Genomic DNA, 22,674 nt, shown 5'->3' on the forward strand with positions numbered 1-22,674 from the left:
TCAGCAAACCTTAGATTGTTTGCTGGCTCCTTGTTTTCATCATGGTTTTTATTTTTCCCCATACATATCTTCCTGCATACACTACTGCTAATGGAACTATTACGCCGGCAACGTAGCAAATAGGCCATGATCTGTTAAAGGAATGCGGATAGCGCTCTAACACATCATTTCCCAAGTTTAAAATCTTGCAGATTGCAAAATCTATTCCTTTAAAAGTAATTATATGAAGTGCCATAATATGATAACTGTTTTTTCCTGCTGCACAAAACAATTTCGTTACTTTCCCGAATTTACTCATTCCTAATGCCAGGCAGATACAAAAGGCAATTCCGACGATTGTAACTGGATAAAACAGCAGCGGATGAAGGATCATATTCGCTGATAGTTCTACAATTCCAATATTCAGGCTCAACACCTTCCAAAGTATAAAGCCCAAAACAAGAGCCATCCACCAACGCAGATATTTTTCTATATAAGATCTATAATGTTGAGCCACAATGCCAAAATAAATAACAGGTATTGCCAATACAGATGTCTGCATGTGATATTTCAAATCAATATCATTATAATTTAGATAAATTCCTACAATAGCTGCTAAAACACAAAATAAGGCATGCCATATTGCTGGATGTTTCATTTTCTCAGCCTGATAAAACAACAAAATAAACATGCTTACTCCAATAAAAAACATTGGAATAAACCAAAAAGCACCCAACATGGACTCTGACGTTCTGAAAACGCATGCTTCGAATAATTCGTATATAATATCATTTGTTTCGTACAATGCAGTGCCACTTTTAAGTATATGCATTTCTAAAAGGAAATTATGCAGTAAAATGAATACAATACTATATTTTATGTATATGGGCATTAATCCACCCAGCCTCTTTCCAATCTGCATGTATGGCGTTATATCTTTGCGTGGTTTAAAACACATTCCTGCCACAAAAAAGAATACCATCAAATGATAGGTATAAACAAACGGACCGATTGGAAAACCGGTTCTTTGCCATACCCAGCTTGCATGTCCTATAACAATTGACGTAATACCAATTCCTTTTAACAGGTCAATCAACGTATCTCTTTTTTTTTCCACTTTATCGTCCACTCTTCTTCTAAATAATTTTATCCTTTTTCCCTCGTTACGATTTCCACCAGTTCTCTGGCTCTTGCCTCAAAGGAATACTTCTCCTTAATCATCGGCCACTGGGCATCTACCCGGGCTTTTACGTCATCGTAATGAGTCTCAATCTCTTTCACGCACTGGTCAAATTCCTCTTTATTACTATAGTAAAGCACTGCGTCCGGAAAAATTTCCCGCAGTTCGTCGCAGCAGTCGGAGATCACTGGCAGGCCGCATGCAAGAGCATCAAAAATACGGTTGTTCACAAACTGATAGTCCAGCATGTCTTTCCAGTGGTCATTCAGGGTAACCCGGGCGCTGCGGTATAGAGCTGGGATCTGGCTGTTTTCGATAAAGACTTCCTGTACCATGGTTTTATCCGGGCCAAGCATGGCCTTCCATCCTGCGCCCCAGATTTTCAGAGGGAGTTTCTCCCTGGCTGCCCATAATACGCAGGGACGGGCTACGCCACGGGAATTTCCTATAAACAGATAGTCGCCACCACGGTTCTTCTCTGCTGCTGGATCCGGATAGAACAGTTCCGTATCTGTACACTGGAGCAGAGGATAAACCGGGATATCCAGCTTCTGCTGAAGCTCCTTAGCATAATGAAGGGAGCCTACACAAATGATATCGTAAAGCTTGTATTCTTCTTCCGTCACCATTTCCGGATGGCTGATGTTCCACATAATATAGGTACATTTGGTATTCCGGCGGTCCGGGCGGTAGAATTCGCGGCCTCTCAGTACCAGAACAACATCTGCATTCACTTCGCAGTCCCAGTCTTCATGGAGGTCAATTATGGTGTACATCCCCATTCTGTCAAGATAACGTTTCAGCGCGACCGCATAGGCATAATCTCCCCAGCGGATCTTCTTCTCACCTTCCGGGGCGGGGCATTTGATCACCCAGATCTGGCGGTCACTAGCCTCCTTTTGTACCTGGATGGCGCGTTTCGCCCAGTCGTCGCGGCGCCGGAATTCGTTTGCAATATAGTCCTTCATCTCCTGGGCTGGCAGGATGTTCTTCTGCAGCTCGGTAAGAAGCTTCTCCTGACGTTTATTTGCTTTTTCTAATTCCTTAAGCTTATTGTCCATGTAAGTGCGGCTGACCGGAACCAGACTGCGCAATTTTTGTTTCAATGTATGTAAAAAGCTCATGGGAAATCTCCTTATATGCTAAGTATAAATCCGTAAAAATTGGTTTTTGAGTCTTTGTTCCTTATTATAGCGAAATAACCTGGGAAACGCAACTAGTACTATAAAGGTAATGAATTGCAAATCATTCTCAGCTTCACAATTTTTTCATTGTTTTTTCTACCTTTTATCACTAGGAAAGTAAATGGGAATTTGCTATAATGAGTGCATCGAAAGGTCAGAGTTCTCTCTTTGGCTTATTAATTTCCAGGAGGATACTGAATTCATGCGAAAAAAGAAATGTTTATTGATACCGGCTATGCTGGCATTTTCACTTTGTGGAATTTCTGTTTTGCCGGTACTGGCTGAGAATACGGAGCAGACAGCGGACGCGGCTGATTCTTCTGCCGATACAGAAAACACAGCTGATGAGCAAACTGCTGATGAGAAGACTACCGCCGATGGCCAGACTGCGGACAGTGCAGATACTGCTTCCGAAGCGGACACTGGAAGCACCGCTGATACCCCTTATGAAAAAGGCACCATCACAGATACCGATTTCCAGAGCGAGTGGCTGAATCTGAAATTTACTCCGCCGGAGACGGTTGTTATGAATACAGAGGAAGAGCTTCAGTCTGTAATGCAGCAGGGACAGAGCACCCTTGAGGAATCTTCCGGTGTGGAGCTGGGAGAAGATGCTTTATCTGGTACGGTTTATGAGATGATGGCTTCTTCTATCTCCGGTTTTCCTAATGTTTCGGTAGTCGTGGAGGACGCGGTGCTGGAGAATATGACTGTGGAGCAGTATTTCCTGGCTGCGCAGCAGATGCTGGATGCTACCGGAATGGGTTACACTTATTCAGATGTTACAGATACGCAGATCGCCGGACAGGATTTCCAGGTTATGGAAACAAGCGTGACGATTAATGATTATGAAGTTCTTCAGAAATACTGTACCCGCAAACAGGGAGGAAAGTTTGTCTCCATTATTTTGTCCTACACCACAGATACGACAGCCGAAGCAGATGAAATCCTGGCAGCTTTTACTCCATTAAATACTGACACGGAGGCTGCACCTGCAGAATAAAATATGGTCTATACTCCTTTAACCATAAGGGCGATGAAAATAGCATATGAAGCACATATGGGACAATGCGACCAGAGTGGGGTTCCTTATATTTTCCATCCGGTCCATCTGGCAGAACAGATGACAGACGAGGTCACCACCTGTATTGCCCTTCTTCATGATGTGCTGGAGGACACTTCCCTGACTCTTCCAGAGCTGGAAGCGGAATTTCCAGCAGAAATTACAGAGGCCGTTCAGCTGCTCACCCATGATTCTTCCGAGGACTACCTGGAATATGTGCGCCGGCTTTGCAAAAATCGCCTGGCGCGGAAGGTGAAGATTGCGGATCTTGCCCATAATTCTGATGAGACAAGGCTTTCTTCTGTTACGCCGGATCCGGCGCAGCTTGCACACTGGCGTACCAAATATGCGGCAGCGAAGGAAATCATAAGGGAATATGAGGAAATTTTATAAGTAATAAGTCAGTACAATCTCCACACATTGGCTCATTACTCACGTAAACACGCTCTGCGAGTTTTGCTCGTTCTCGCAGCCGCCGCCAGGATCTTGTGCAAGCACGGGCTTTGGCTCGTCGCTCGCGTAAATTCAAAAAGGTACCTTACTATATCAGCATTTTCGCTACTAATATATTAAGGTACCTTTTTTATATTTTGCAAAAGCCTATGTTAAATTTCTATTATTTTACCCGCAAAATCTCTGTCACCATCTCCTGATGCGGTCTGTCCGCATCTGCCTGGAACACAGCCACATGGTTCAGGTCTGCTCCTCCGTCTGTGTACGCCGGGAAAAGGAAACCGCACTCTGGTGCACCTGGCTCGTACTCGTCTGCAAGGGGACAGATCACACAGATCAGATACTCAAAAACAGATTCTGACTCCCACAGCCTTTCCTTATCCGCTGCTTTCGCAGGAATATCGTATCTGTCGTGAAACACATAGACGGCATAAGGCCGGCGGCTTTTGTAATGCTCCATCACAAGATCATAAAAGCTGTCCATGAGGGCATCGTTTTTCAGTCCGCATTCCCGAAGAGCCATCAGAAGCTGCCAAACCGTTCCCGGTCTTCTGTTTTCATCTGAAAATTCATAGCGTTTCAGATTCACATTGGTTGCCGCGAAGGGAACTGCTTTGGCAAGCTCAATGTTTTTCTTCTTTTCCCCTGCTGACAGCTTGAGAAAATTCACATTGAAGCTTCCGTCAAAGTCTCCATCTTTATCCACATAACATCCCGCAATCCTTGTAAAAGAGCTTCGTGCAACGTTCATCCTCCTGGTCAGTGCCAGCATATCTTCACGGTTGATCTTGTTGGTCATGGCATTCTCCTGTGCATGCATAATTTACTACTGTCCGCTTTCGTGTACAGCAGCTGTAATTTTTTATATTTTACCATTCCTATACGCTACACACAACTAAAAAGAAAGATTTACGACGTTCTGCATTGAATGTACAGTTACTGCTCAGATTGTAAGCAGCAGTATCTTGAAAAATCTTGTCTGTGCAATCTAAAGTCTAAAGCGCCTTTCTGATTCTCTCCAGCGCCTCCGTCAGCGTCGCCCTCGGGCATGCCACATTAATCCTCTGGAAGCCCTCGCCTGCTTTTCCAAAGATTTTTCCGCTGTCCAGCCAAAGCCCGGCCTTGTTGATGATCAGGTCCTCCAGCTCATCCACGCCAAGTCCCGTCTCCCGGAAATCAAGCCATACCAGATAAGTACCTTCCAGTTCCGTCATCTTCACACCAGGCAGGTTCTCTTCCACATACTCTTTCGTGTAAGCGATATTCGCCTCCACATAAGCATGCATTGCCTGATACCACTCTTCCCCTTTGGAATAAGCAGCCTCCACAGCCACCAGTCCCATTACACCCAGCTGGCTGATTCCAGCTGCATCCAGCTGTTTCTGGAATTTCCGGCGAAGCTCTGGATTTGGGATAAAAATATTGGAAATCATCATACTTGCAAGGTTAAAAGTCTTGCTTGGAGAAGTACAGGTAATGGAAATCTCCTGAAACTCTTTTTTCAGCCCGGCAAACACCTGATGTTTTCCTTTGAAAACAAAGTCCTCATGGATCTCATCGCTGACCACGGTCACACCATGTTTCACGCAGATATCCCCTAATTTTTCCAGTTCTTCTGCACTCCACACTCTTCCCACCGGATTGTGAGGATTGCACAGGAAAAACAGCTTTACATTTTCCTCTACTATTTTCTTCTCAAAATCCTGGAAATCAATGTGGTAACGGTTGTCCTCACCCTGATAGAGGGTATTGCTCACCACTTTTCTGCCATTGTCCTGGATCACCTCAGCGAAAGGATAATAAACCGGGAGCTGGATCAGCACGCTGTCTCCTGGCTGTGTGTATGCTTTTACTGCCATAGCCAGGGCAAATACAACGCCTGGTGTTTTGATCAGCCAGTCTTCCTGGGGTTCCCAGTTGTGGTGAGTTTTCATCCAGTTTGCCACAATTTCAAAGTAGGGCGTCTGCACCTCACTGTATCCGAAGATGCCCTCTTTCGCCCGCTCTACCAGTGCATCTTCCACGTAAGAAGAGGTCTCGAAATCCATATCCGCAACCCAGAGTGGCAGCACATCTGCTGGTTTTCCTCTTTTTACTGCAAAATCATATTTCAGACATCTGGTATTTTTTCTATTGATCACTTTGTCAAAATCAAGATTTCTTTCCGCCATGTAATTCTTCCTCTGTTTCTGCAAATACTTTTTCAAATTCATTTAGGAGGTCCTTTTGGTCCTCAATTCCCACGGACAAACGAAGGGTTGCTTCTGTGATTCCATTGCGTTCCCGAATCTCTTTCGGAACATCTGCATGTGTCTGGGTGGTTGGGTAGGTGATCAAAGTCTCTACACCGCCAAGACTTTCTGCAAATTTGATCATCCGCACTTTTTCCAGGATGGAAAGGGCAAATTCTTTACTTTCCAGCTGGAAGGTCAGCATGGAGCCGAAGCCTCTGGCCTGTTTTTTCATGATCTCATGGCCCGGGTGCTCTGGAAGTCCCGGGTAGATCACTCTGGTTACGGCGCTCTTGGTCTTCAGCCATTCCGCGATCTTAAAGGCGTTCCGCTGGGCCTGCTCCATGCGGATCCCGAGGGTTTTGATGCCGCGGAGGATCAGCCAGCTGTCAAAAGGCGCCAGGCCGGAGCCTGTAGTTTTGATCAGGAAACGCAGCTTCTCGCTGATGTCTTCCCGGTTTGTGACCAGGAAACCTGCCAATGTGTCATTGTGTCCACCCAGGAATTTAGTCCCACTGTGTACTACAATGTCAGCGCCCAGATCCAGGGGATTCTGGAAGTAGGGGGATAAAAAGGTATTATCTACAATGAGAAAAAGATTGTGTCTCTTTGCAATTTCTGCAAGTGCAGCAATGTCTGTGACGTTCATCATGGGATTGGTAGGAGTTTCAATATATATAGCTTTTGTGTTTTCGTTTACATAACTTTCTACATCTTCTTTCCAGCAGTCGATGCGGGAAAACTGAATTCCGTTTTTCGAAGAAACATTGTCGAAGAGACGGATGCTGCCGCCGTACAGGTCAGCGTCTACGATCAGGTGGTCGCCTGGCCCAAACAGTTCCATTACCAGGGTGATAGCTGCCATTCCTGTGGAAAAAGCCAGTGCGTCGATTCCATTTTCCAGACTGGCTACGATTTTTTCCAGGTGTTCTCTGGTTGGATTCTGCAGTCTGCTGTAGTCGAAGCCTGTACTATGGCCTACTGCCGGGTGTTCGTAGGTTGCAGTCTGATAGATTGGAAAGCTGATAGCTCCGTAGTTGTTACAACAGCCTTCCTCTTCTTCTAAGTGTAAACATTTTGTATTGATTCCTCTTGCCATGATTTTTCCTCCAAGTCCGTATGATATGGTCATAGAGACACCGCTCTCGTTTTTGTCTGGTCTTATCATAACAAGATGGGGAGATTTTGTATAATTCATTTTACCTTGAGTTCGTTATAGAAAATGGCTATATCTGATCAGATATGTTAGATTTGAATTATGGCTGCTAGCGCACCAAAAGAAATTCTTTCAGTGCGCTAAATAGCAAATTTAGAACACCATCTGTACAAGAAGCATATACAACACTGTTCCGCCGCCGATGCTTAGGAGGGTGTGTTTTTTCCATTTGTGTAAGAATACGATAAACAGAATCGCGATGGCTTCGGGGAGGCCGTAGATTCCACTGGTGGGGATGTCTTTCAGGCAGTATATGATCAGGAGACCGATCACTGCGTAGGGGAGCACCTTTCCAAGATGGAGGATGAACTCCGGGGGCTCTTTTCCTTCGGGGAAAATGAGAAAGGGGAGGAAACGGGTGACCATAGTTCCCAGAACTACGCAGACGATGATGATAATGCTCTGTGTGGTTGTCATTGTCATGATTTCACGGTCTCCTTTCTCTTTTCCATTCTTCTCTGAAGTTCAAAACACAGGATAATAGATACCATTGCTGGAATGATGAAATAGCTGCTGCCAAATAAGAGCAGGCAGACCACAGAACAGCCAAGCCCTACAAGAGCCGGGCGATGATCCTGGGCTTCTTCCCATTGATTTATGAACATTACTACGAAAAGTGCAGTCATCACAAACTCAATGCCGGTTGTGTCAAAGTGAATGACGTATCCAAGAAGGGCTCCGGCTGTGGCGCCTGCTACCCAGTAGATCTGGTTCAGCAGTGTGACAAAGAACATAAACCAGCCCCGGTCAACGCCTTCTGGCTGATCCACCGTACAGTTGACGGAAAAGGTTTCATCACACATTCCATAGATCAGGTAAAACTTCTTGAAACCTGTATTTTTGTACTTTTCCAGCATGGAAATTCCATAGAATAAATGTCTGGCATTTACCATCAGCGCCAGCAGAAATGCGTACAGCGGGTTAAATGCAGACAAAAGCAGGTTCGCAGTAACAAACTCCATGGAACCTGCAAAAATAAACATACTCATAAATAAAGGGTAAACAAAGGAAAAGCCCTTGCTTCGCATCATAAATCCATAGGACATTCCCAGAAATAAAAATCCCACGCAGATGGGAAGAGTATGGGGCAATGCTGCCTTAAATGCTTTTTTCTTCATGTCAAAGCCTCTGATAAGTCAAACTCTGAGCAGGAAGCATTTCAGCTTCCTTCCACAGCAAAGAGCTGAAGGTTTCCCCTCAGCTCTAATACAGCAAGCATTCACTTTACTGTGCCAGTTCCTTGATTGCGTCTGTCAGAATGGTGTACTGCTCCTTTACCTGCTGGTAAAGTGCGTCACTTTCTGCTGTCTCTCTGCCTCTGAGTACCTCTGTAAGCTCTGCGCTTACTTTATACAGGCCTGTGAAGCCAAGGTTCAGACATACGCCCTTCAGTGTATGTGCTGCGCGGAAAGCTTTCTCTCCGTCCTGTGCGGCAAGACCATCTGTCAGATCCTGAAAACTTGGATCATTGAGAAATTTCACTGCAAATCTTTTCACAAGCGCTTCGCTTCCAAGTCTTTTCAGAACTCCATCGTAATCTGAGCCGACTTTGTCATAACATTCTTTTACTGTCATTCCAGCCTCCTTAATCTTTTGCTCCGATTCCCTCTATATCGGCAAAATTGCCAAAGTCTTACAGGGACAAATTTCCATTTATGCATTTTATTATAGTAAATCAAAGGGGATTTGTCGTTATGTGTTGCCTGGCATTAGGTGACGCATGAACGTTGGATTACAGGGCTCACCTTAAGCATCCGATCTGGAATATGCATTTTTCATCTGGTTGCTCAGCTCATAGAGTACCTTGTCCAGGGTGTCGGAAGCCTCTTTTTTCAGCATATCGGCAATGGCCTGGTTTGCTTCCTGGCGAAGAGCCATCCGCTTCGCTGCGTCGGACTCTTTTTCCAGAAAGGCATCATACTGGTTAATCAGCTGGTGGCCTTTGGACATCACGCTTTCCTGATAGCGCTCGATATGGAAAATAGAGCTCTTGTAAGAAGCATCTGCCATAGCTCCGATCATACGGCTTACCCAGTAGAAGTTGTCAGTGGTTACTTCCTTTGTGGTACTGGAAAGATAGTCTGGTGTGGTATCGACCGTGGCATAGAACGGCACCAGAACATTAAAGGCATTTGATGCAAAAGCTACCCACTCCAGAATATTGCAGTCCTTTTCCATGCCTGGTCTCATCTGGATCACGGACAGGAAATCGGTACGGTTTACACCGATAGAACGGAATGCGCCCCGCTGGCTCTTTTCCCCATAGGAAGCGTATGGATCATAAGGAGTTCCCTGGTAATGGGCAGACAGAACATATTTCACATCCTCCACGGTCACCTTCTTTTCCGGAACCATGCACCAGGGCAGATCATCAGAATATGGGGTAAATTCTGCATTGGCACCGTCCCATATTTTGGACTTTGGACTCAGGGTGCGAAGCATATGCCATGCACGAGGGGTGTTGTAAACATGATCGGAATCGTCATGGCTTCCGAATGCATCTCTTGGATTCAGCACGCCGTCCAGGGAAAGATCCAGGTGGTTTTTGCTAATAAATTCTTTTAAGTCGGCGGAGCACATATACTCCAGTTCCTCATATTCCTGGCGTGTGCACTGATATTTATCCTGATCTTTCAAGGCTTTTTCCAGATCAAACTGGTCGATTCCAAGCTGATTTGGCATTACTACATACACATCATCCGGAACCTTTCTTGCCATCCAGTGATGTCCGCCGATGGTCTCCAGCCACCAGATCTCGTCCTGGTCCTGGAATGCGATTCCGTTCATCTCGTAGGTTCCGTATTTTTCCAGAATGCTTCCAAGGCGGGTTACGCCTTCACGGGCGCTGTGGATGTAGGGAAGAACGATGGAAACAATATCTTCCTCTCCGATTCCGCCGGCGATTTCCTCTCTTCCCTCTGCTGCTGGCTGATATACCACCAGCGGATCTGCTCCAAGTACACGGGGATTGGAGGTGATAGTCTCGGTAGCGGTCATTCCTACATTTGCCTCATTGACACCGCTTGCAGCCCAGATGCCCTCGCCATCTACCGCGTTTGGAACTGCAGTGTAACGCATGGGATTCTCTGGGAGATCGATCTCCACATGGGAGATCACAGATTTATATTTTCGCGGCTGTTCCTCTGGATGGACCACCAGGAATTTTTTCGGCATATAATGTCCGGAACCGGAATCATCGTTTCTGGCGATCATGGTGGAGCCATCGTAGGACGCCTTTTTTCCAACTAAAATTGTAGTACAACCCATTTTGAATTTCCTCCTGAATTTCTGTTATTGTTGCAAATACACTCTGTAGCCTATGTTAGCACAAACTTGCAGTTTAGGGAATATAGGATTCTGTTATAGGTAAAATATTCTCATAAATCCCATTTTTATCAGTTGTATTACCTGCAATTAAGCCTTATACTTAAATCATTCTTGAAATAATGTCAACGAAAAAGTTCCTGATTTTTTCCCAGGGCTTTTTCCTCAGTTAAAGGAGCACTTCCTATGCAGACCGCAAAAGATTATTTGCACATTTTTCTTGATATGGGCGACGCGCTGTTAAACAGCGGGGCGGAAATTTTCCGGGTGGAGGACACCCTGAACCGCATGGGCTATGCCTGTGGCGCTACCCATATGAATGTTTTCGTCATAACGTCCAGTATTGTGATTACCATGGAATTTCCCGGGGACGGGGCGCGGACACAGACACGGCGTATTCACGAAGGCGGTGGAAATGATTTCACCAAGCTGGAGCAGCTCAATGATCTGAGCCGCCGCTTCTGCAGTCATCCGGTTTCTGTGGGGGAGCTGCGAAAAGAATTTGAAAGGATCAACACTGAGAAACCGAAGCCTCTCTGGAAGCTGCTTGGAAGCGTGCTCGCCGCCAGCAGTTTCGCCCTTTTCTATGGAGGCACCATTCCTGACGCCATTGCCGCCGGGATTGCCGGAATCCTGATCTGGGGCTTGCAGAAATATCTACGGCCAGTGTGTATGAATGAAGTGACCTTTCAGTTTGTGGCCTCTTTTCTCACCGGCTGCGCCATCTGTGGATTCGCTTTGCTCTGTCCTTTTCTTCACATGGACAAGATCATGATCGGCGATATTATGCTTCTGATCCCTGGGCTTATGTCTACAAACGCCATCCGGGATGTGCTTATTGGTGATACACTTTCCGGTATCATCCGTCTGATCGCCGCTTTGCTCCTTGCTGCGGCGCTGGCCCTTGGATTTATGGGCGCTATTATTCTGTTTGGGAGGCTGGGACTTTGATAACTACAACTGTTATACAGCTGATTACCGGAGCCGTTGGTTCAGTGGCTTTCGGTCTTCTCTTTCACATGAAAGCCAAATATCTGCCTCTGGCTGCTGCCGGCGGATTCCTTAGCTGGCTGGTCTTTCTTTTCGGAAAGGGGCTGTGGGGAAATGTTTTTCTTCCGGCGCTGCTGGCTGGATTTATTGTAGATGTGTATGCGGAAATCCTTGCAAGAGTCTGCAAGGAAACTTCCACTTCCTTTTTCGTTACATCCGTGATCCCGCTGATTCCCGGAAGCACCCTCTATTACTGCATGAGCAGCATTGTGGAGGGAAATACCATACAGGCGCTGGAATATGGACGGGATACCTTCCTCTTCGCCTTTGGGATTGCGGCGGGAATGAGTATTGCGTGGGCGATCTGCTACTTCTTACGAAGTGTTAAGAGCAGATAAGGCACTTGCCCCTCTTACGTCATCATTCTTATTGAATTCATTTATCCTTAGAAAAAGCTGACTATGAATTGTAAATTTTTTCACAATTCAAGGTCAGCTTTTATAATATATTTTATATTAACCAGACTTCTAACTCTATCAACGAATCCTAAATATTATAGTACTTGTTTATCACCTCTTGGCGCCTCCGTCAGTTTCCTTATCTCTACCTTGCAATTTCGCCACCCTTTTTCCCACACCATCAGGAACACCTGGAAGTCCAGGCTGTCTCTGGCTGTGGTGAAGGGTTCTTCTCTTAATACTTCTGCCTGGATTCCATCCTGGGTTAATTTTTCCTGCAGTTTCCTTGCTTTTGACAGGAGGCTGTTCAACTGCTGATCTGCTTTTTCTCCAAAGGACCGGTTGGGATAATTTCCTGCCTCCTTTTTTATTTTCGAAGTAAGTAGGGCCACCACTGCCGCGTGTCTGGTCTTGTGCAGCGCTCTGGCAAAAATCCTTGCCACAAACGGTTTTGGAAATTTCTCATACAGATGCAGCAGGCCAAGCAGAGAGGAATCCTGCGCTTCTTCGATCAGCTCCTCCATCACCTGAAAGGCCTGGGCACTTGGGATCCAGGGATCCTCTTTTGGCACAATGTACTGCCTGGGTACAGCCGGATAACAGCAGTAATTCAGCGGTGGAAAATCTGCCAGCTGTACCAGTGACTGCTCTTCTTCGGTGCAAAACTCCTGCCCCAGATATTCCAGCTTGTCCCTTGCAATGGCGATCCGGTATTCCAGCTGGCGCAGATATTCGTATTCCGGCACCCAGAAGTGTCCGATCTCTCCATAATTATAGAGATGCACTTCCAGATCCAGGTTCTGGAAAAACAGGGTAACTACGTTCTCCCCCTGCCAGACTACCAGGATATATTCGTCCCCTTCCCGGTTTAAGGAGGATTTCAAAGGGCCTTCATAATCACTTATATAAGAACCGGTAAGCCTGGCATTTCGAAAAATTAGGAAGCTTTCTACTGCGTCGTTCATCAAATACACCAGCCGGATCTCGCTCGAACCTGGTTTGCCCACAGCTTTCGCTGAATTCTTCTTTTCCGCTTGCTCTTCTTCATTACCTGAAGCAAGCTCGCCTCTACTGTATCCATCTTGTTCTATCTCTTCCTTAGGAAACAGCAGCTCAAACTGCTCCTGTTCCAGTAGTTCTTCCAACATTTCAAATGTATCCTGCATAAAGTAATTCCCTCAAAACTGTTTCACCATTTTCCCAAAGACCGCCGGCCAAACAGTTGCACTTCCGTTTCATTTTCGCTCTTCGTTTTTATTATATGGATATTCGAGATAAATGTCAAAATATCAACAACTATCGCCAACAGATATATAGCTATAAAATAAATAGCATACAATTTACGGCTTACATTTTTCATACATTTTCTATATACTTAATATTATGGATAAAGAAGCTGTTGTTCCAACTGCGGACGGCATCTTAAAAGCGTGTAAAATTACAGGACAGCCCTCTGGCACCTATTAAAAAGATTGGAGAACGAATATGAACCAGATTGATTACGAAAACTTAGGATCCCGAATGAAAGAACTGAGAATCAAAATGAAACTTACCCAGGCTGAAGTTGCCAAGGCTCTGAATGTAACTCCAGGTTACATCAGCAATGTGGAGAACAACCGTACTGCAATGTCCCTGCGTATCCTGATCTATTACGCAAGACTGCTGAACATCTCCCTGGATTCCCTGATCGGCAGAATTGATTCCGAATATCGTGAAACTGCCCTGGACCGCGAGATTTCCGAGCAGGTACATAAAATGGAGATTCCAGAGAAGCAGAAGCTGCTGAAGACCATCAAAGTATGGATGGATGAGGATTAATGCTGGGTCTCACTACATACAAAGATAAACAAAACACGCTCTGCGAGTTTGGCTCGCTGCTTGTGTAAATAAATTACCCGTTGGTTATGATATATCTTTCTATCATAATCAGCGGGTAATTTTTTTACAGTTCAGGAACGTTTTCCCAAATAAATCATTCGGTCCACTTTCCATTAACCAAATCCAGTTAAAAATCTTTGCGAAGCGAGCCGATCACAAAGATGATTTTTCCTTATGCCGCAGCAGTCCATCTATGGTCTTCGCCAACTTTTCAAAATCAATAGGCTTCGCCACATGCGCATTCATTCCAGCCTGCTGGCATTTCTCTACATCTTCGAAAAACGCATTGGCCGTTAATGCAATGATCGGGATCGTTCTGGCGTCCTCCCCTTGGGGAACATCAATTTCATTTTTCGGCTTCACCGCTTCTTCGGTTGCGATTTCAAAAGGAAGGGTCACTGTAAATTCAGAGCCTTCACCAGTCATGCACTACAATCTCCTCCGCACAAGCCCGGATATTATTCATTTTCCCAACCCATGCCATCTGATCCTACATCTTCAGTTCTTCCGTCACTCTATGAAAAACAAATAGTCTTCTTCGCTTGAAGGATTGGCTGTACCAAATCCCTCTAGCACACCATTTCCCGTAACCTTAGCATGAATTATTCTCCTCTGTGTTTCTTGTTGGTTACAAACACATCCTCGGAGAAAAAGAATTAAATGGAAAATGTGGTCTGTATGCGCAGGTAACCATTCAGCCGGGATCTTCCCTTGGTTATCACGAACATAAAAACGAAAGTGAGACGTATTACATTCTTTCCGGTACCGCAGAATATAACGATAACAGAACCACACGCACTGTAAAAGCCGGAGATGTAACTTATACACCAGACGGATGCGGACACGCTTTAAAACCAATTGTCAATGAGCCGGTTGTATTTATGGCTCTGATCATCTTTGATTAATTTATCTTAGAAACATGCAAAAGGACCGGCTATCCCAAAAGGCAGCCGGTCTTAAAGCTGGCTTTCGGAAGACGGGCTTGTGTCTATTCTGGAATTCCGATCTAAAAGACGGTTTCTGGCACATTCTCTGTATTCCTTTACTCCTTATGAGTTAATAATGTAATTTTTCCATCTGCATTTTTCTCCCATGATACCCCAATCATTCCTTCCCTGGTGGCGGCTTCTCCCCTTGCCCATTTCAATCTGCCGGCATGTGGCCTGATCTCATATTCCGTAAATCCTGGTTTTTTCGGTCTTACTCCAAGCACGACCACCGGCAGTTCATAAAGAGCAAGAGCTCCCCAGGCATGGCAGTCACTTCTGCTTCGGACCGGATCCTCCGCACAGGTTGTCATGTGATTTTTTACCATCATTCTCCAGATATCCCAAAGTTCCTCTGTCTTATCATACAGATCACATTTTTCCAATGCACGGAACAAATAAAACATCATTGCAATCGTACACTGCGGATAATCTTCCTTCTGCTCTAGCGTTTCCCTTAGCAGGTTTTTTCCTGTTTCAATAGAAACGGTATCGGTCAGAATGGCAAACACCTGACAATGCTGGCTGTAGCTTTCTATTCCGGGACCATCCTGATACATCCCATTTCTGCCGGTACAGTAACGTTTGATTGACTCTTGTATTTTTCCTGCATGCTCCCGATATTCCTGCTCCCTCTTCTTCTGGCACAGATATTCTGCAAGTTTTTCTGCATACTGAAGTCCAAGAAGATACAGAAAGCTCTCCATTGTGACCGGTCCCTGCTTCGTGCAGGGAGGAACTCCGTCTGTATCGTCCCATTCCGGTGCCCAGTCAATAAAGGACCAGTCATTTCCATTCTGATTGATATCACCGATTTTTCCAACGAGCCCACGCTCATCCAGATTCCGTTCAAAAAAGTGCAAAATGCCATCGACCGTCTCCATGTGTCTTCTTAAAAAGTCCTTATCACCAAAATACATCATATGGTCATAAAGCATACCGATATAATAAATAGAAAATCCTGGAATGATATTCATTTCATAATTCGGATAACAGCTGTTGATCAATCCCGCTTTTCCCGCAAATCTTTTTAATGCATTTTTTCTCACAGTATCGGATTTCTGACATTTTTCATATGCTTCCGCCATTTTCTGGATATATAATGCAGAATACCTAAAATCCTCCATGCAGTTTCTCGCAAGACGGTCATCCATGGAAATTGCATACGTATAAAGCATCTGGCTTCTTGCATCCATCGCATATTGCAGCTGCTCATAAAAAGGACAGTCTTCATAGGTTTCGTGCATGCAGCGTCTCAAACTCCGTTCACAGATATCCCAGATAGCTGACAGGGATGGATCTGATGTTTCCACATGACTTTTTATCTCAAGCGGATATCCCACTTCCTCATAGTCAAAATTTAAAAAACAAAGTTCCTCCCGCCCTGTTTCTATCGTGACACGGATATAACGGAATGTCCGAAACCAAAATGGCTCATAAATTTCCGGTCTGTCTTTTGTCCCATTTCCCATCAACTCGTAGCAATCGGAATATCCATATAATTGCAATGTCTTGTCTGCGCGGTCTCCTTTCACAGGCATTGCTTTAAATGGATTTTTATGTTCCTGTACCGGTCCTGCATAACATTCTGATTGAAGGATGGTGATTTTTGCATCTTTTCCGCCAGCAAAAAAAAGCCGTAAAAATCCTGTTGTCAGTTCTCCTGCATCAAATTCCAAGACTGCTGTTTCATTTGCCGGAACCTTTTTAGGGAAATCAGATTTTTCAAAACATCTTCCGGTCCGTTTTAGAAAGGGAATCCCTCGCAGGATAAGGTTCTTAGGATGAAGCAGTTCGGAAAGTTCATCCAAACTACAGGAAACTGCTTTTTTCCAGCCCATTTCCGGCCAATTTAAACTTTCACAGCCCTCTAAGGCTTCCTCAGGGAGTTTCCAGACAACATCCTCCTTCTGTCCCATTCTCTTTTCATAAATCAAAAGCGGTGAAAAATAGGGATTTTCCTGCACAACCTGAAATTCTTTTACCTTCTTACACATCCACTCTGATGCATTGCCATAGTCTCCCAATTCCGTTTCCGGCTCACGAAAATAAAGTCCCGGCATTTCCGTTCTGAATATCCCACAGTTTCCTTTCCAATGTTCTGCCGGATAATGCAATACTTCGATCGCGATCACATTTCTTTTCCTGTTTAGATAAGGTGCAAGATCAATTTCATCATAATACCAGACCATATGATTTCCTTTTGCTGGCCCGTTTTCTACCAAAGTACCATTGACAAAAAGTTTATAACGTGAATCTGCAGTTATATGTACTACATAGCTGCTCTTTTCCCCTTCTATCTCTTTTCGGAAATAAAAGAGTTCCGTCTCATTTTTTTGATATTCCGCCGGTTTAAACCAATATGTATTTACGTTTTCCATCTTTTCCCTCTTATCTGTCCATCTTTTTTCTTTCTCTGATAACAGCTTGCTCCTGCTCGATATTTTTCTCAACCGTAAGGAAAAGCATCACAATGATCAAAACTGCATGCGCAATCACTTCAAATTCCAAAAAGAAAAACTCAGCCACACCGGAGGCAGAAAACTGTACACTGTCATAGAAGAAATTAAAAACTGCCACTGCAAGACCATTCACGACCGTAAGGATTGTAGTATACACTGACATGCTGACTCCATCTACGCGGAATCCAAACCTTGCTTCCAGATGATCCAATACATCGGCAAACAGTGCCATCATAAGATAAGAGCCCGGGATACTTGAAAATCCTTTAAAAATCTGGCCGATCAGCATCACCGTGAAATCTGAAGGATTGCTGATACAGATCAGGCTTCCGATGATAGAAATGACACATCCTGCAATGATCATATTTTTCTTTCCAAACTTATTTGCAAGAGGCCATATGAATACCATTCCTACAGCAAGCGGAATACCGCTGATCAATGCCAGGACGGACTGGATCATATCAGCTGAAAGCTGCATTCCAAACAGTGTCGCATCTGTGAAGAAAGTATGACAGTATATATTAAATACATATCCTCCCTTAAACATGACTCCTGCCTGATACAAGGTATAAAAAATCATGACAATCCACCAGAAACGGTCTTTTACAGCACATTTTAACTGGGTAAGTGCAGGCACGGTCTGATCTGTTTCTTCCCGGGAAACCGTTTTTTCTGCATCCTCTGCTATAATATCCTCTTCGGTAATACGTTCCCTCGTATAGAAATATTCGATCATACATCCTATAAAGGCAACTACTGAAAGCACTGTCATTAATGTCTGCCAGCGGTTCTGTACCCCGGCGGTATTTTCTGCACTGTTGATCCATCCCAAGGCCAGTGGCATCAGGATACTGCTCACAAGACCATTTCCGGCTACCGCAGGGATATTGGCAACTACTGACAGTTTTCCACGCTGCTTAATATCTCTTGTAGAAAGTGATACCATCAGATAGTGTGAAGTTCCATAAATAGAATTTGCGATTGCAGCGAATAAGTTGTAACTGACTGCCATCCAGAGCATACGAAATCCAAGACTAAAATATGGAATACAAAATACCAGGATACCGGAAACCAAAAGAAGCGGAGCTGCCATTAAAATATAAGGTCTGGCCTTTCCCTGCTTCGTTTTCGTTTTTCCTACCACAATTCCGACAATAATGTTAGAGATTGCCATTGGAATAATAGAAATCAGCGGTAACAAGGTCAGAAAGCTTCTTTGAACCACAATATCATCATACGTTCTGTAAAAAGTCAGATAATAAGAACTGATGACAGAAGTCATTGCTAAAACACCAAGTGGTCCTAAAAAGTAGCCAAAGATCATCTCTGGAAATCCAACTTTTTCTTTCTGTGTCCTGGAATTTAATATCGGTAAATTCCATATTGTTTTCTTCTTTTTACAATTATATCCACTCACAATTGTATTCCTCTTTCTATTTGTCTAATCGATCCGGAATCCATCCATGTTTCCAGCATCTTCTTAAATCCCAGCTGTTTTTCCAGGATTCCGGTATCTCATTTTCCATATCACGAACAAGCTGATAGTTCCAGTAAAAATATCCGGCTGTCTCCTTCCATGTATCAAGCTCCAGTCCGGCGACCTGCAGATAACGCTCTCTTCTGCAAGTTTCTACCTCCTGTTCTAACATCACGCTTTTTGCCATTTTTTCTGCATATTTGTTACAGATACACCATTCTCCTATGACAACCGGAATTTGTTTCTGTGCTTTCTTTATTTTCATTTTTTCGACTGCCAGATACATTTTATACAGCCACATTGCTTTAAATGGCAGAAAGCCTTCCATTGCAAAAATATAAATATGGGTATCCAGAAGGACATTTTTCATTTGATTTTTCTGAAAGAATCGATTCCACTTTGTAAGCCGGAATCCATCATGAAAACAGATTACTTTCTCCTCTAGAAGAATCTTTCTGAGTCTTTCATATGCTTCCAGATAAAAGGATTTTAAAAATTTCATCGGTACATAACCGGAACCTTTGGCCTCTTCCTTATCCGCTGCTTTTCCTCTTGATGGCGATGTCATATAGACAGGGAAGCTGATTGGTTCATTTAAAACCTCTATTCCAAATAATCCTTTTCTGCTTCCATACCTCTTAGCCAGTCTCTCCAATATCTGAAGGCAAAATTCAACTTTTTCTGGCTGTTTACACCATTTACATACTCCGGTGATCCCTCCATTGTCATATCCATTCTGACTGTCTGGCACTGTATGAAGATCCACTAAAATCTGCAGGCCATATTTTTCTGCCCAGTCAAATGCTTTATCAAGATACTCAATACATCCACAAAATGGTGCAACATCTCCAAAAATAAAATAAGGAACCGGTATGCGAACCATATTGATTCCATGGGAAGCAATGATTTTAAAGTCTTCTTCTGTCACATAGGTGTCCCTATGTTGTTTCATCACCTTTGCAAGTTTTTCAGGATCTGATTTTCTGTTCAGCCAGACTTCATCTTCCGTATCTGTTTCTTTAAAAATGTCTTCCTGCATCCATTTTTCTAAAACGAGCCAGTTTCCCAAATTTGAACCAATTATCTGTTTCATGACATTTCCTTTCTGTTATCAAAAATAGGCTCCTGTATGGAAACCCACAGGAGCCCGTTCTTTTTACCTTTTAGTTTAATGCAGCATCAAGATCTGAACTTGCTACGGTATAGTCACCTGTCAGCTGATCACTGTCACTATATGCATAATGGAATTTCACGTTATCGCCATCAGTCTCTGATGTTGTCACAGTGCCATTCTTATCAGTAATAGTAAGAACTCCATCTGCATAAGTGTAAGTTCCTTCATCTGTAATATCATAAGATTCAAAGTAGAATGCGTAAGTTCCGTCTGCATAAAGCTTAAATTCGGTTTCCTGGTCATCACTTGGAATCACAAGAGCTGCGTCTGCTACTGCTTCAGTTTCCTCTGCTGTTTCTGTTGCTTCCTCTGCAGCTGCTGCATTTGGGTTCTCATAAGAAACAATTGCATCACCCTTTACGGTAAAGATTGTTTCCGGAACATAGCTTAATAATTCCGGTGTATCTGCACTGGTCCATTCTCCATCCTCTGAGGAACCTGCGATTGAGAATTTTACTGAATCCTTCATCTGGGAAGAATAAGTATCAGTTGCCACGGTAAGTGCTGCAGTTGTGGCATCACTTGTTGTGATCGTACCATCGCCATTGTCTGTATAAGTGCCCTCGGCTGTCATGATCCAGGTCTGTCCGAGTCCGGAGTCTCCACCAACTTCCTGACGTTTTCCTGCTTCGATAACAAAGCAGTCACTACTTAATTCATAGTTTCCGTTTCCATCAAGTTCCAGGGTAAGTGTAATATTAATACGGCTGTCATAATTAATCAAGCCTCTGAAATCTGCACCCAAAAACTTTACAATTTTACGGTAAATATGCTTCCTTTTCCAGGGGCACTTTCTACACTGATTTCTCCGTCCAGAAGATTGATAATTCGCTTTGCCAATGCAAGGCCCAATCCGTTTCCCTGTGTAGCGCGTGAAGTATCCGCCTGATAAAATTTATCGAAAATATGTCGGATTGTCTCTTTATTCATACCCAGCCCGTCATCAGCCACCGTAACAATGACATAATCCCCATCCAGAACAATTTTAACCCGGATATGTCCCTTTTCCGGTGTAAACTTCACTGCATTGGAAATGAGATTATTCCAAACCATATCCAGCAAATTTTCATCACTGTCCAGAATCAGGTTCTGATCCATTTGCACATCGAGCTCAATCTCTTTTTCTTCCATCAGCGTATCATAATTCAGAATGCAACGACTCAATGCTTCACTTAAATTGAACGGTCGCATGGTTGGCTTTATTTTCTGATTTTCCAACCTATTTACCTGTAGGATGTTTGTCACAAGAACAGACAGACGCTGAGACGCCTCCGCAATCCGTCCAGAATATTCGATCCTTTCCGCTTGTGTCAAAACACCGCTCTGAAGAATGGTTGCGTAATTCTGTATAACAGCCAACGGTGTTTTTAATTCATGGGAAACATTAGAGATAAAATCATTTTTCAGCATCTCTGTACTCGCAAGTTCTTCTGTCATGGTATTAAAATCTTCAAACAAGACTTCAAACTCATCCTTTTTCCCGTCTTTTCTCATGGGAGACAGCCGGACAGTAAAGTCACCCTGTGCAACCCTCCTCGCCGCTTCGCAAATCCGGTAAATCGGTCTCATAACCAGCCGGCGCCTGAAAAAAGCAAAAAAAAGCGCAGACAGCAACACTGAGCAGGAGAATGTATGCAAACATAGACAGAATAATATAAATCAGCCCGTTATAATCAACCTGCAGGAAATACAACCCGGCATAGCTTCCACATAGAAACAGCATAATGCCGAATATAGTAAGATAGTTTTTAAATGTCATGCTCTTGGCATTGATTCTCGGATCCTTTTTCATTGAATCACCGCCTTATACCCCAGTCCCCGCACCGTTACGATCTGAAAAGCATCACAGTGAGCAAACTTGGCGCGCAGATTTGTAATATGTACATCCACAGCCCGCAATCCGCTTTCGTTTTCTATCCCGCTGAATTCCTCCATCAGTTGGCTTCGGGTAAAAGTACGCTTGGGATAAGATAGCAGTTTAAATAAGATCTGAAATTCGCGCAAGGTCAGCACTACCGGCTCTCCGTCCACCGTAGCGCTTATTTCATCCTCGTCCATAATCAGGCTGCCCACGGTCAGTTTTTTCTGGGCGGCAATATTCGCTCTGCGGAAAAGAGCCTCAATATGCAACAGCAGTTCATCCAGATTGATTGGCTTGACCATATAGTCATCGATTCCCAAATGATATCCTTTCTCTTTGGCAGAAAAGTCATCTCTCGCCGTCATAAATAGAATAGGGATATCACGATCCTGTCTGCGCAGCATCTCGGCAAACTCAAATCCATCAATTTCCGGTAGCATAATATCAGAGATAATCATGTCGAAATGCTGAACATAAAGCTGTTCAAAGGCATCTGCTGCTTGCAGGACCCCGACGGTATGGTACTTGTGGGTATTTAAGTATCGGCAGACAGCCTTATTTAGATCTTTATCATCCTCAACCAGAAGAATATGGATCATATGTAACCGCCAAATAATAATGCGGTCAGATATAAAATTACCCCAGCCCTTTGCGAGTTGGAGTAATTCACTATAATTCACATGCGATTTTTGATAGATTGGAGTTTTTCACTCCAGGGTGCAAGTTCTGCGAGCTGATCATCGGTCATCTCTTTCGTT

24 protein-coding genes are annotated in these 22,674 nt (G+C 44.0%); 6 read left to right on the forward strand and 18 right to left on the reverse strand.

All coding sequences use genetic code 11. The annotated features are described in order from the left end of the window. Nucleotides 1–10 precede the first annotated feature (10 nt). Together ACTQ50_RS08270 and ACTQ50_RS08275 are read right to left on the reverse strand one after the other, a co-directional pair. A complete protein-coding gene (locus tag ACTQ50_RS08270; RefSeq protein WP_441483798.1) occupies nucleotides 11–1,096 on the reverse strand; it encodes an acyltransferase family protein in 1,086 nt (361 codons plus the stop codon). Nucleotides 1,097–1,125: 29 nt separating this feature from the next. Further along, a complete protein-coding gene (locus ACTQ50_RS08275; protein ID WP_441483799.1) occupies nucleotides 1,126–2,283 on the reverse strand; it encodes a glycosyltransferase family protein in 1,158 nt (385 codons plus the stop codon). Nucleotides 2,284–2,545: 262 nt separating this feature from the next. On the opposite strand from ACTQ50_RS08275, the gene ACTQ50_RS08280 reads away from it, so the two are divergent. Together ACTQ50_RS08280 and ACTQ50_RS08285 are read left to right on the forward strand one after the other, a co-directional pair. Further along, complete coding sequence (locus tag ACTQ50_RS08280; protein ID WP_441483800.1) at nucleotides 2,546–3,346, forward strand: hypothetical protein; 801 nt, start codon at nucleotides 2,546–2,548, stop codon at nucleotides 3,344–3,346. Nucleotides 3,347–3,379: 33 nt separating this feature from the next. After that, nucleotides 3,380–3,799 carry an HD domain-containing protein gene (locus ACTQ50_RS08285; protein ID WP_441483801.1) on the forward strand — a complete coding sequence of 140 codons (420 nt, stop codon included), beginning with the start codon at nucleotides 3,380–3,382 and terminating at the stop codon, nucleotides 3,797–3,799. Nucleotides 3,800–4,022: 223 nt separating this feature from the next. On the opposite strand, the gene ACTQ50_RS08290 is transcribed toward ACTQ50_RS08285, so the two are convergent. From ACTQ50_RS08290 to ACTQ50_RS08320, 7 genes are all read right to left on the reverse strand, one after another. Continuing rightward, entirely contained in the window at nucleotides 4,023–4,631 is a 609-nt protein-coding gene (locus ACTQ50_RS08290; protein WP_441483821.1) for a DUF4317 family protein, read from the reverse strand. Between the two features lie 223 nt (nucleotides 4,632–4,854). Continuing rightward, on the reverse strand, nucleotides 4,855–6,030 hold the full coding sequence (locus ACTQ50_RS08295) for a MalY/PatB family protein (RefSeq protein ID WP_441483802.1): 1,176 nt from the start codon (nucleotides 6,028–6,030) through the stop codon (nucleotides 4,855–4,857). Then, complete coding sequence (locus ACTQ50_RS08300; RefSeq protein ID WP_441483803.1) at nucleotides 6,011–7,189, reverse strand: trans-sulfuration enzyme family protein; 1,179 nt, start codon at nucleotides 7,187–7,189, stop codon at nucleotides 6,011–6,013. The genes ACTQ50_RS08295 and ACTQ50_RS08300 overlap by 20 nt, the downstream gene beginning before the upstream one ends. 210 nt (nucleotides 7,190–7,399) lie before the next feature. After that, entirely contained in the window at nucleotides 7,400–7,723 is a 324-nt protein-coding gene (locus ACTQ50_RS08305; RefSeq protein ID WP_441483822.1) for a branched-chain amino acid transporter permease, read from the reverse strand. Between the two features lie 2 nt (nucleotides 7,724–7,725). Then, the gene (locus tag ACTQ50_RS08310) at nucleotides 7,726–8,424 is read right to left on the reverse strand and encodes an AzlC family ABC transporter permease (RefSeq protein ID WP_441483804.1); all 699 of its coding nucleotides are present in this window, start codon (nucleotides 8,422–8,424) and stop codon (nucleotides 7,726–7,728) included. A gap of 106 nt (nucleotides 8,425–8,530) precedes the next feature. Then, nucleotides 8,531–8,881 (reverse strand): Hpt domain-containing protein, encoded by a 351-nt coding sequence (locus tag ACTQ50_RS08315; protein ID WP_441483805.1) that lies wholly within the window; start codon nucleotides 8,879–8,881, stop codon nucleotides 8,531–8,533. 171 nt (nucleotides 8,882–9,052) lie between these two features. Continuing rightward, on the reverse strand, nucleotides 9,053–10,573 hold the full coding sequence (locus ACTQ50_RS08320; protein ID WP_441483806.1) for a C69 family dipeptidase: 1,521 nt from the start codon (nucleotides 10,571–10,573) through the stop codon (nucleotides 9,053–9,055). Nucleotides 10,574–10,816: 243 nt separating this feature from the next. Here ACTQ50_RS08320 and ACTQ50_RS08325 point away from each other — a divergent pair, with 243 nt between their 5' ends. Together ACTQ50_RS08325 and ACTQ50_RS08330 are read left to right on the forward strand one after the other, a co-directional pair. After that, a complete protein-coding gene (locus ACTQ50_RS08325) occupies nucleotides 10,817–11,581 on the forward strand; it encodes a threonine/serine exporter family protein (protein ID WP_441483807.1) in 765 nt (254 codons plus the stop codon). Beyond that, the gene (locus ACTQ50_RS08330) at nucleotides 11,578–12,018 is read left to right on the forward strand and encodes a threonine/serine exporter family protein (RefSeq protein WP_441483808.1); all 441 of its coding nucleotides are present in this window, start codon (nucleotides 11,578–11,580) and stop codon (nucleotides 12,016–12,018) included. The genes ACTQ50_RS08325 and ACTQ50_RS08330 overlap by 4 nt, the downstream gene beginning before the upstream one ends. Before the next feature lie 155 nt (nucleotides 12,019–12,173). Here ACTQ50_RS08330 and ACTQ50_RS08335 read toward each other — a convergent pair whose 3' ends face one another. Beyond that, entirely contained in the window at nucleotides 12,174–13,244 is a 1,071-nt protein-coding gene (locus ACTQ50_RS08335) for a DUF3878 family protein (protein WP_441483809.1), read from the reverse strand. A 319-nt stretch (nucleotides 13,245–13,563) separates the two neighbouring features. Between ACTQ50_RS08335 and ACTQ50_RS08340 the strand changes: the two genes are divergently transcribed. Further along, a complete protein-coding gene (locus tag ACTQ50_RS08340; RefSeq protein ID WP_441483810.1) occupies nucleotides 13,564–13,896 on the forward strand; it encodes a helix-turn-helix domain-containing protein in 333 nt (110 codons plus the stop codon). Nucleotides 13,897–14,109: 213 nt separating this feature from the next. Here ACTQ50_RS08340 and ACTQ50_RS08345 read toward each other — a convergent pair whose 3' ends face one another. Continuing rightward, nucleotides 14,110–14,382, reverse strand: coding sequence for a response regulator (locus ACTQ50_RS08345; protein WP_441483811.1), 273 nt, complete (start codon nucleotides 14,380–14,382; stop codon nucleotides 14,110–14,112). Next, complete coding sequence (locus ACTQ50_RS08350) at nucleotides 14,372–14,440, reverse strand: hypothetical protein (protein WP_441483823.1); 69 nt, start codon at nucleotides 14,438–14,440, stop codon at nucleotides 14,372–14,374. Before ACTQ50_RS08350 ends, ACTQ50_RS08345 begins: the two co-directional genes overlap by 11 nt. A gap of 130 nt (nucleotides 14,441–14,570) precedes the next feature. Between ACTQ50_RS08350 and ACTQ50_RS08355 the strand changes: the two genes are divergently transcribed. Beyond that, on the forward strand, nucleotides 14,571–14,861 hold the full coding sequence (locus ACTQ50_RS08355) for a cupin domain-containing protein (protein ID WP_441483812.1): 291 nt from the start codon (nucleotides 14,571–14,573) through the stop codon (nucleotides 14,859–14,861). Nucleotides 14,862–14,998: 137 nt separating this feature from the next. On the opposite strand, the gene ACTQ50_RS08360 is transcribed toward ACTQ50_RS08355, so the two are convergent. The 6 genes from ACTQ50_RS08360 to ACTQ50_RS08385 all read right to left on the reverse strand — a co-directional run bounded on the left by ACTQ50_RS08360 (nucleotide 14,999) and on the right by ACTQ50_RS08385 (nucleotide 22,515). Then, nucleotides 14,999–17,323 (reverse strand): alpha-L-rhamnosidase-related protein, encoded by a 2,325-nt coding sequence (locus ACTQ50_RS08360; protein ID WP_441483813.1) that lies wholly within the window; start codon nucleotides 17,321–17,323, stop codon nucleotides 14,999–15,001. Nucleotides 17,324–17,333: 10 nt separating this feature from the next. Beyond that, a complete protein-coding gene (locus ACTQ50_RS08365; RefSeq protein WP_441483814.1) occupies nucleotides 17,334–18,821 on the reverse strand; it encodes an MFS transporter in 1,488 nt (495 codons plus the stop codon). A 16-nt stretch (nucleotides 18,822–18,837) separates the two neighbouring features. Next, on the reverse strand, nucleotides 18,838–19,974 hold the full coding sequence (locus ACTQ50_RS08370; protein WP_441483815.1) for a glycoside hydrolase family 5 protein: 1,137 nt from the start codon (nucleotides 19,972–19,974) through the stop codon (nucleotides 18,838–18,840). Between the two features lie 70 nt (nucleotides 19,975–20,044). Further along, nucleotides 20,045–20,779, reverse strand: coding sequence for a hypothetical protein (locus tag ACTQ50_RS08375; protein WP_441483816.1), 735 nt, complete (start codon nucleotides 20,777–20,779; stop codon nucleotides 20,045–20,047). A gap of 26 nt (nucleotides 20,780–20,805) precedes the next feature. Beyond that, on the reverse strand, nucleotides 20,806–21,624 hold the full coding sequence (locus ACTQ50_RS08380; protein WP_441483817.1) for a HAMP domain-containing sensor histidine kinase: 819 nt from the start codon (nucleotides 21,622–21,624) through the stop codon (nucleotides 20,806–20,808). A 219-nt stretch (nucleotides 21,625–21,843) separates the two neighbouring features. Then, the gene (locus ACTQ50_RS08385) at nucleotides 21,844–22,515 is read right to left on the reverse strand and encodes a response regulator transcription factor (protein WP_441483818.1); all 672 of its coding nucleotides are present in this window, start codon (nucleotides 22,513–22,515) and stop codon (nucleotides 21,844–21,846) included. Nucleotides 22,516–22,674 lie beyond the last annotated feature (159 nt).

It is taken from the genome of Blautia sp. Sow4_E7 (assembly GCF_052116245.1).
In the GTDB taxonomy this organism is placed as follows: Bacteria; Bacillota; Clostridia; order Lachnospirales; family Lachnospiraceae; genus Blautia_A.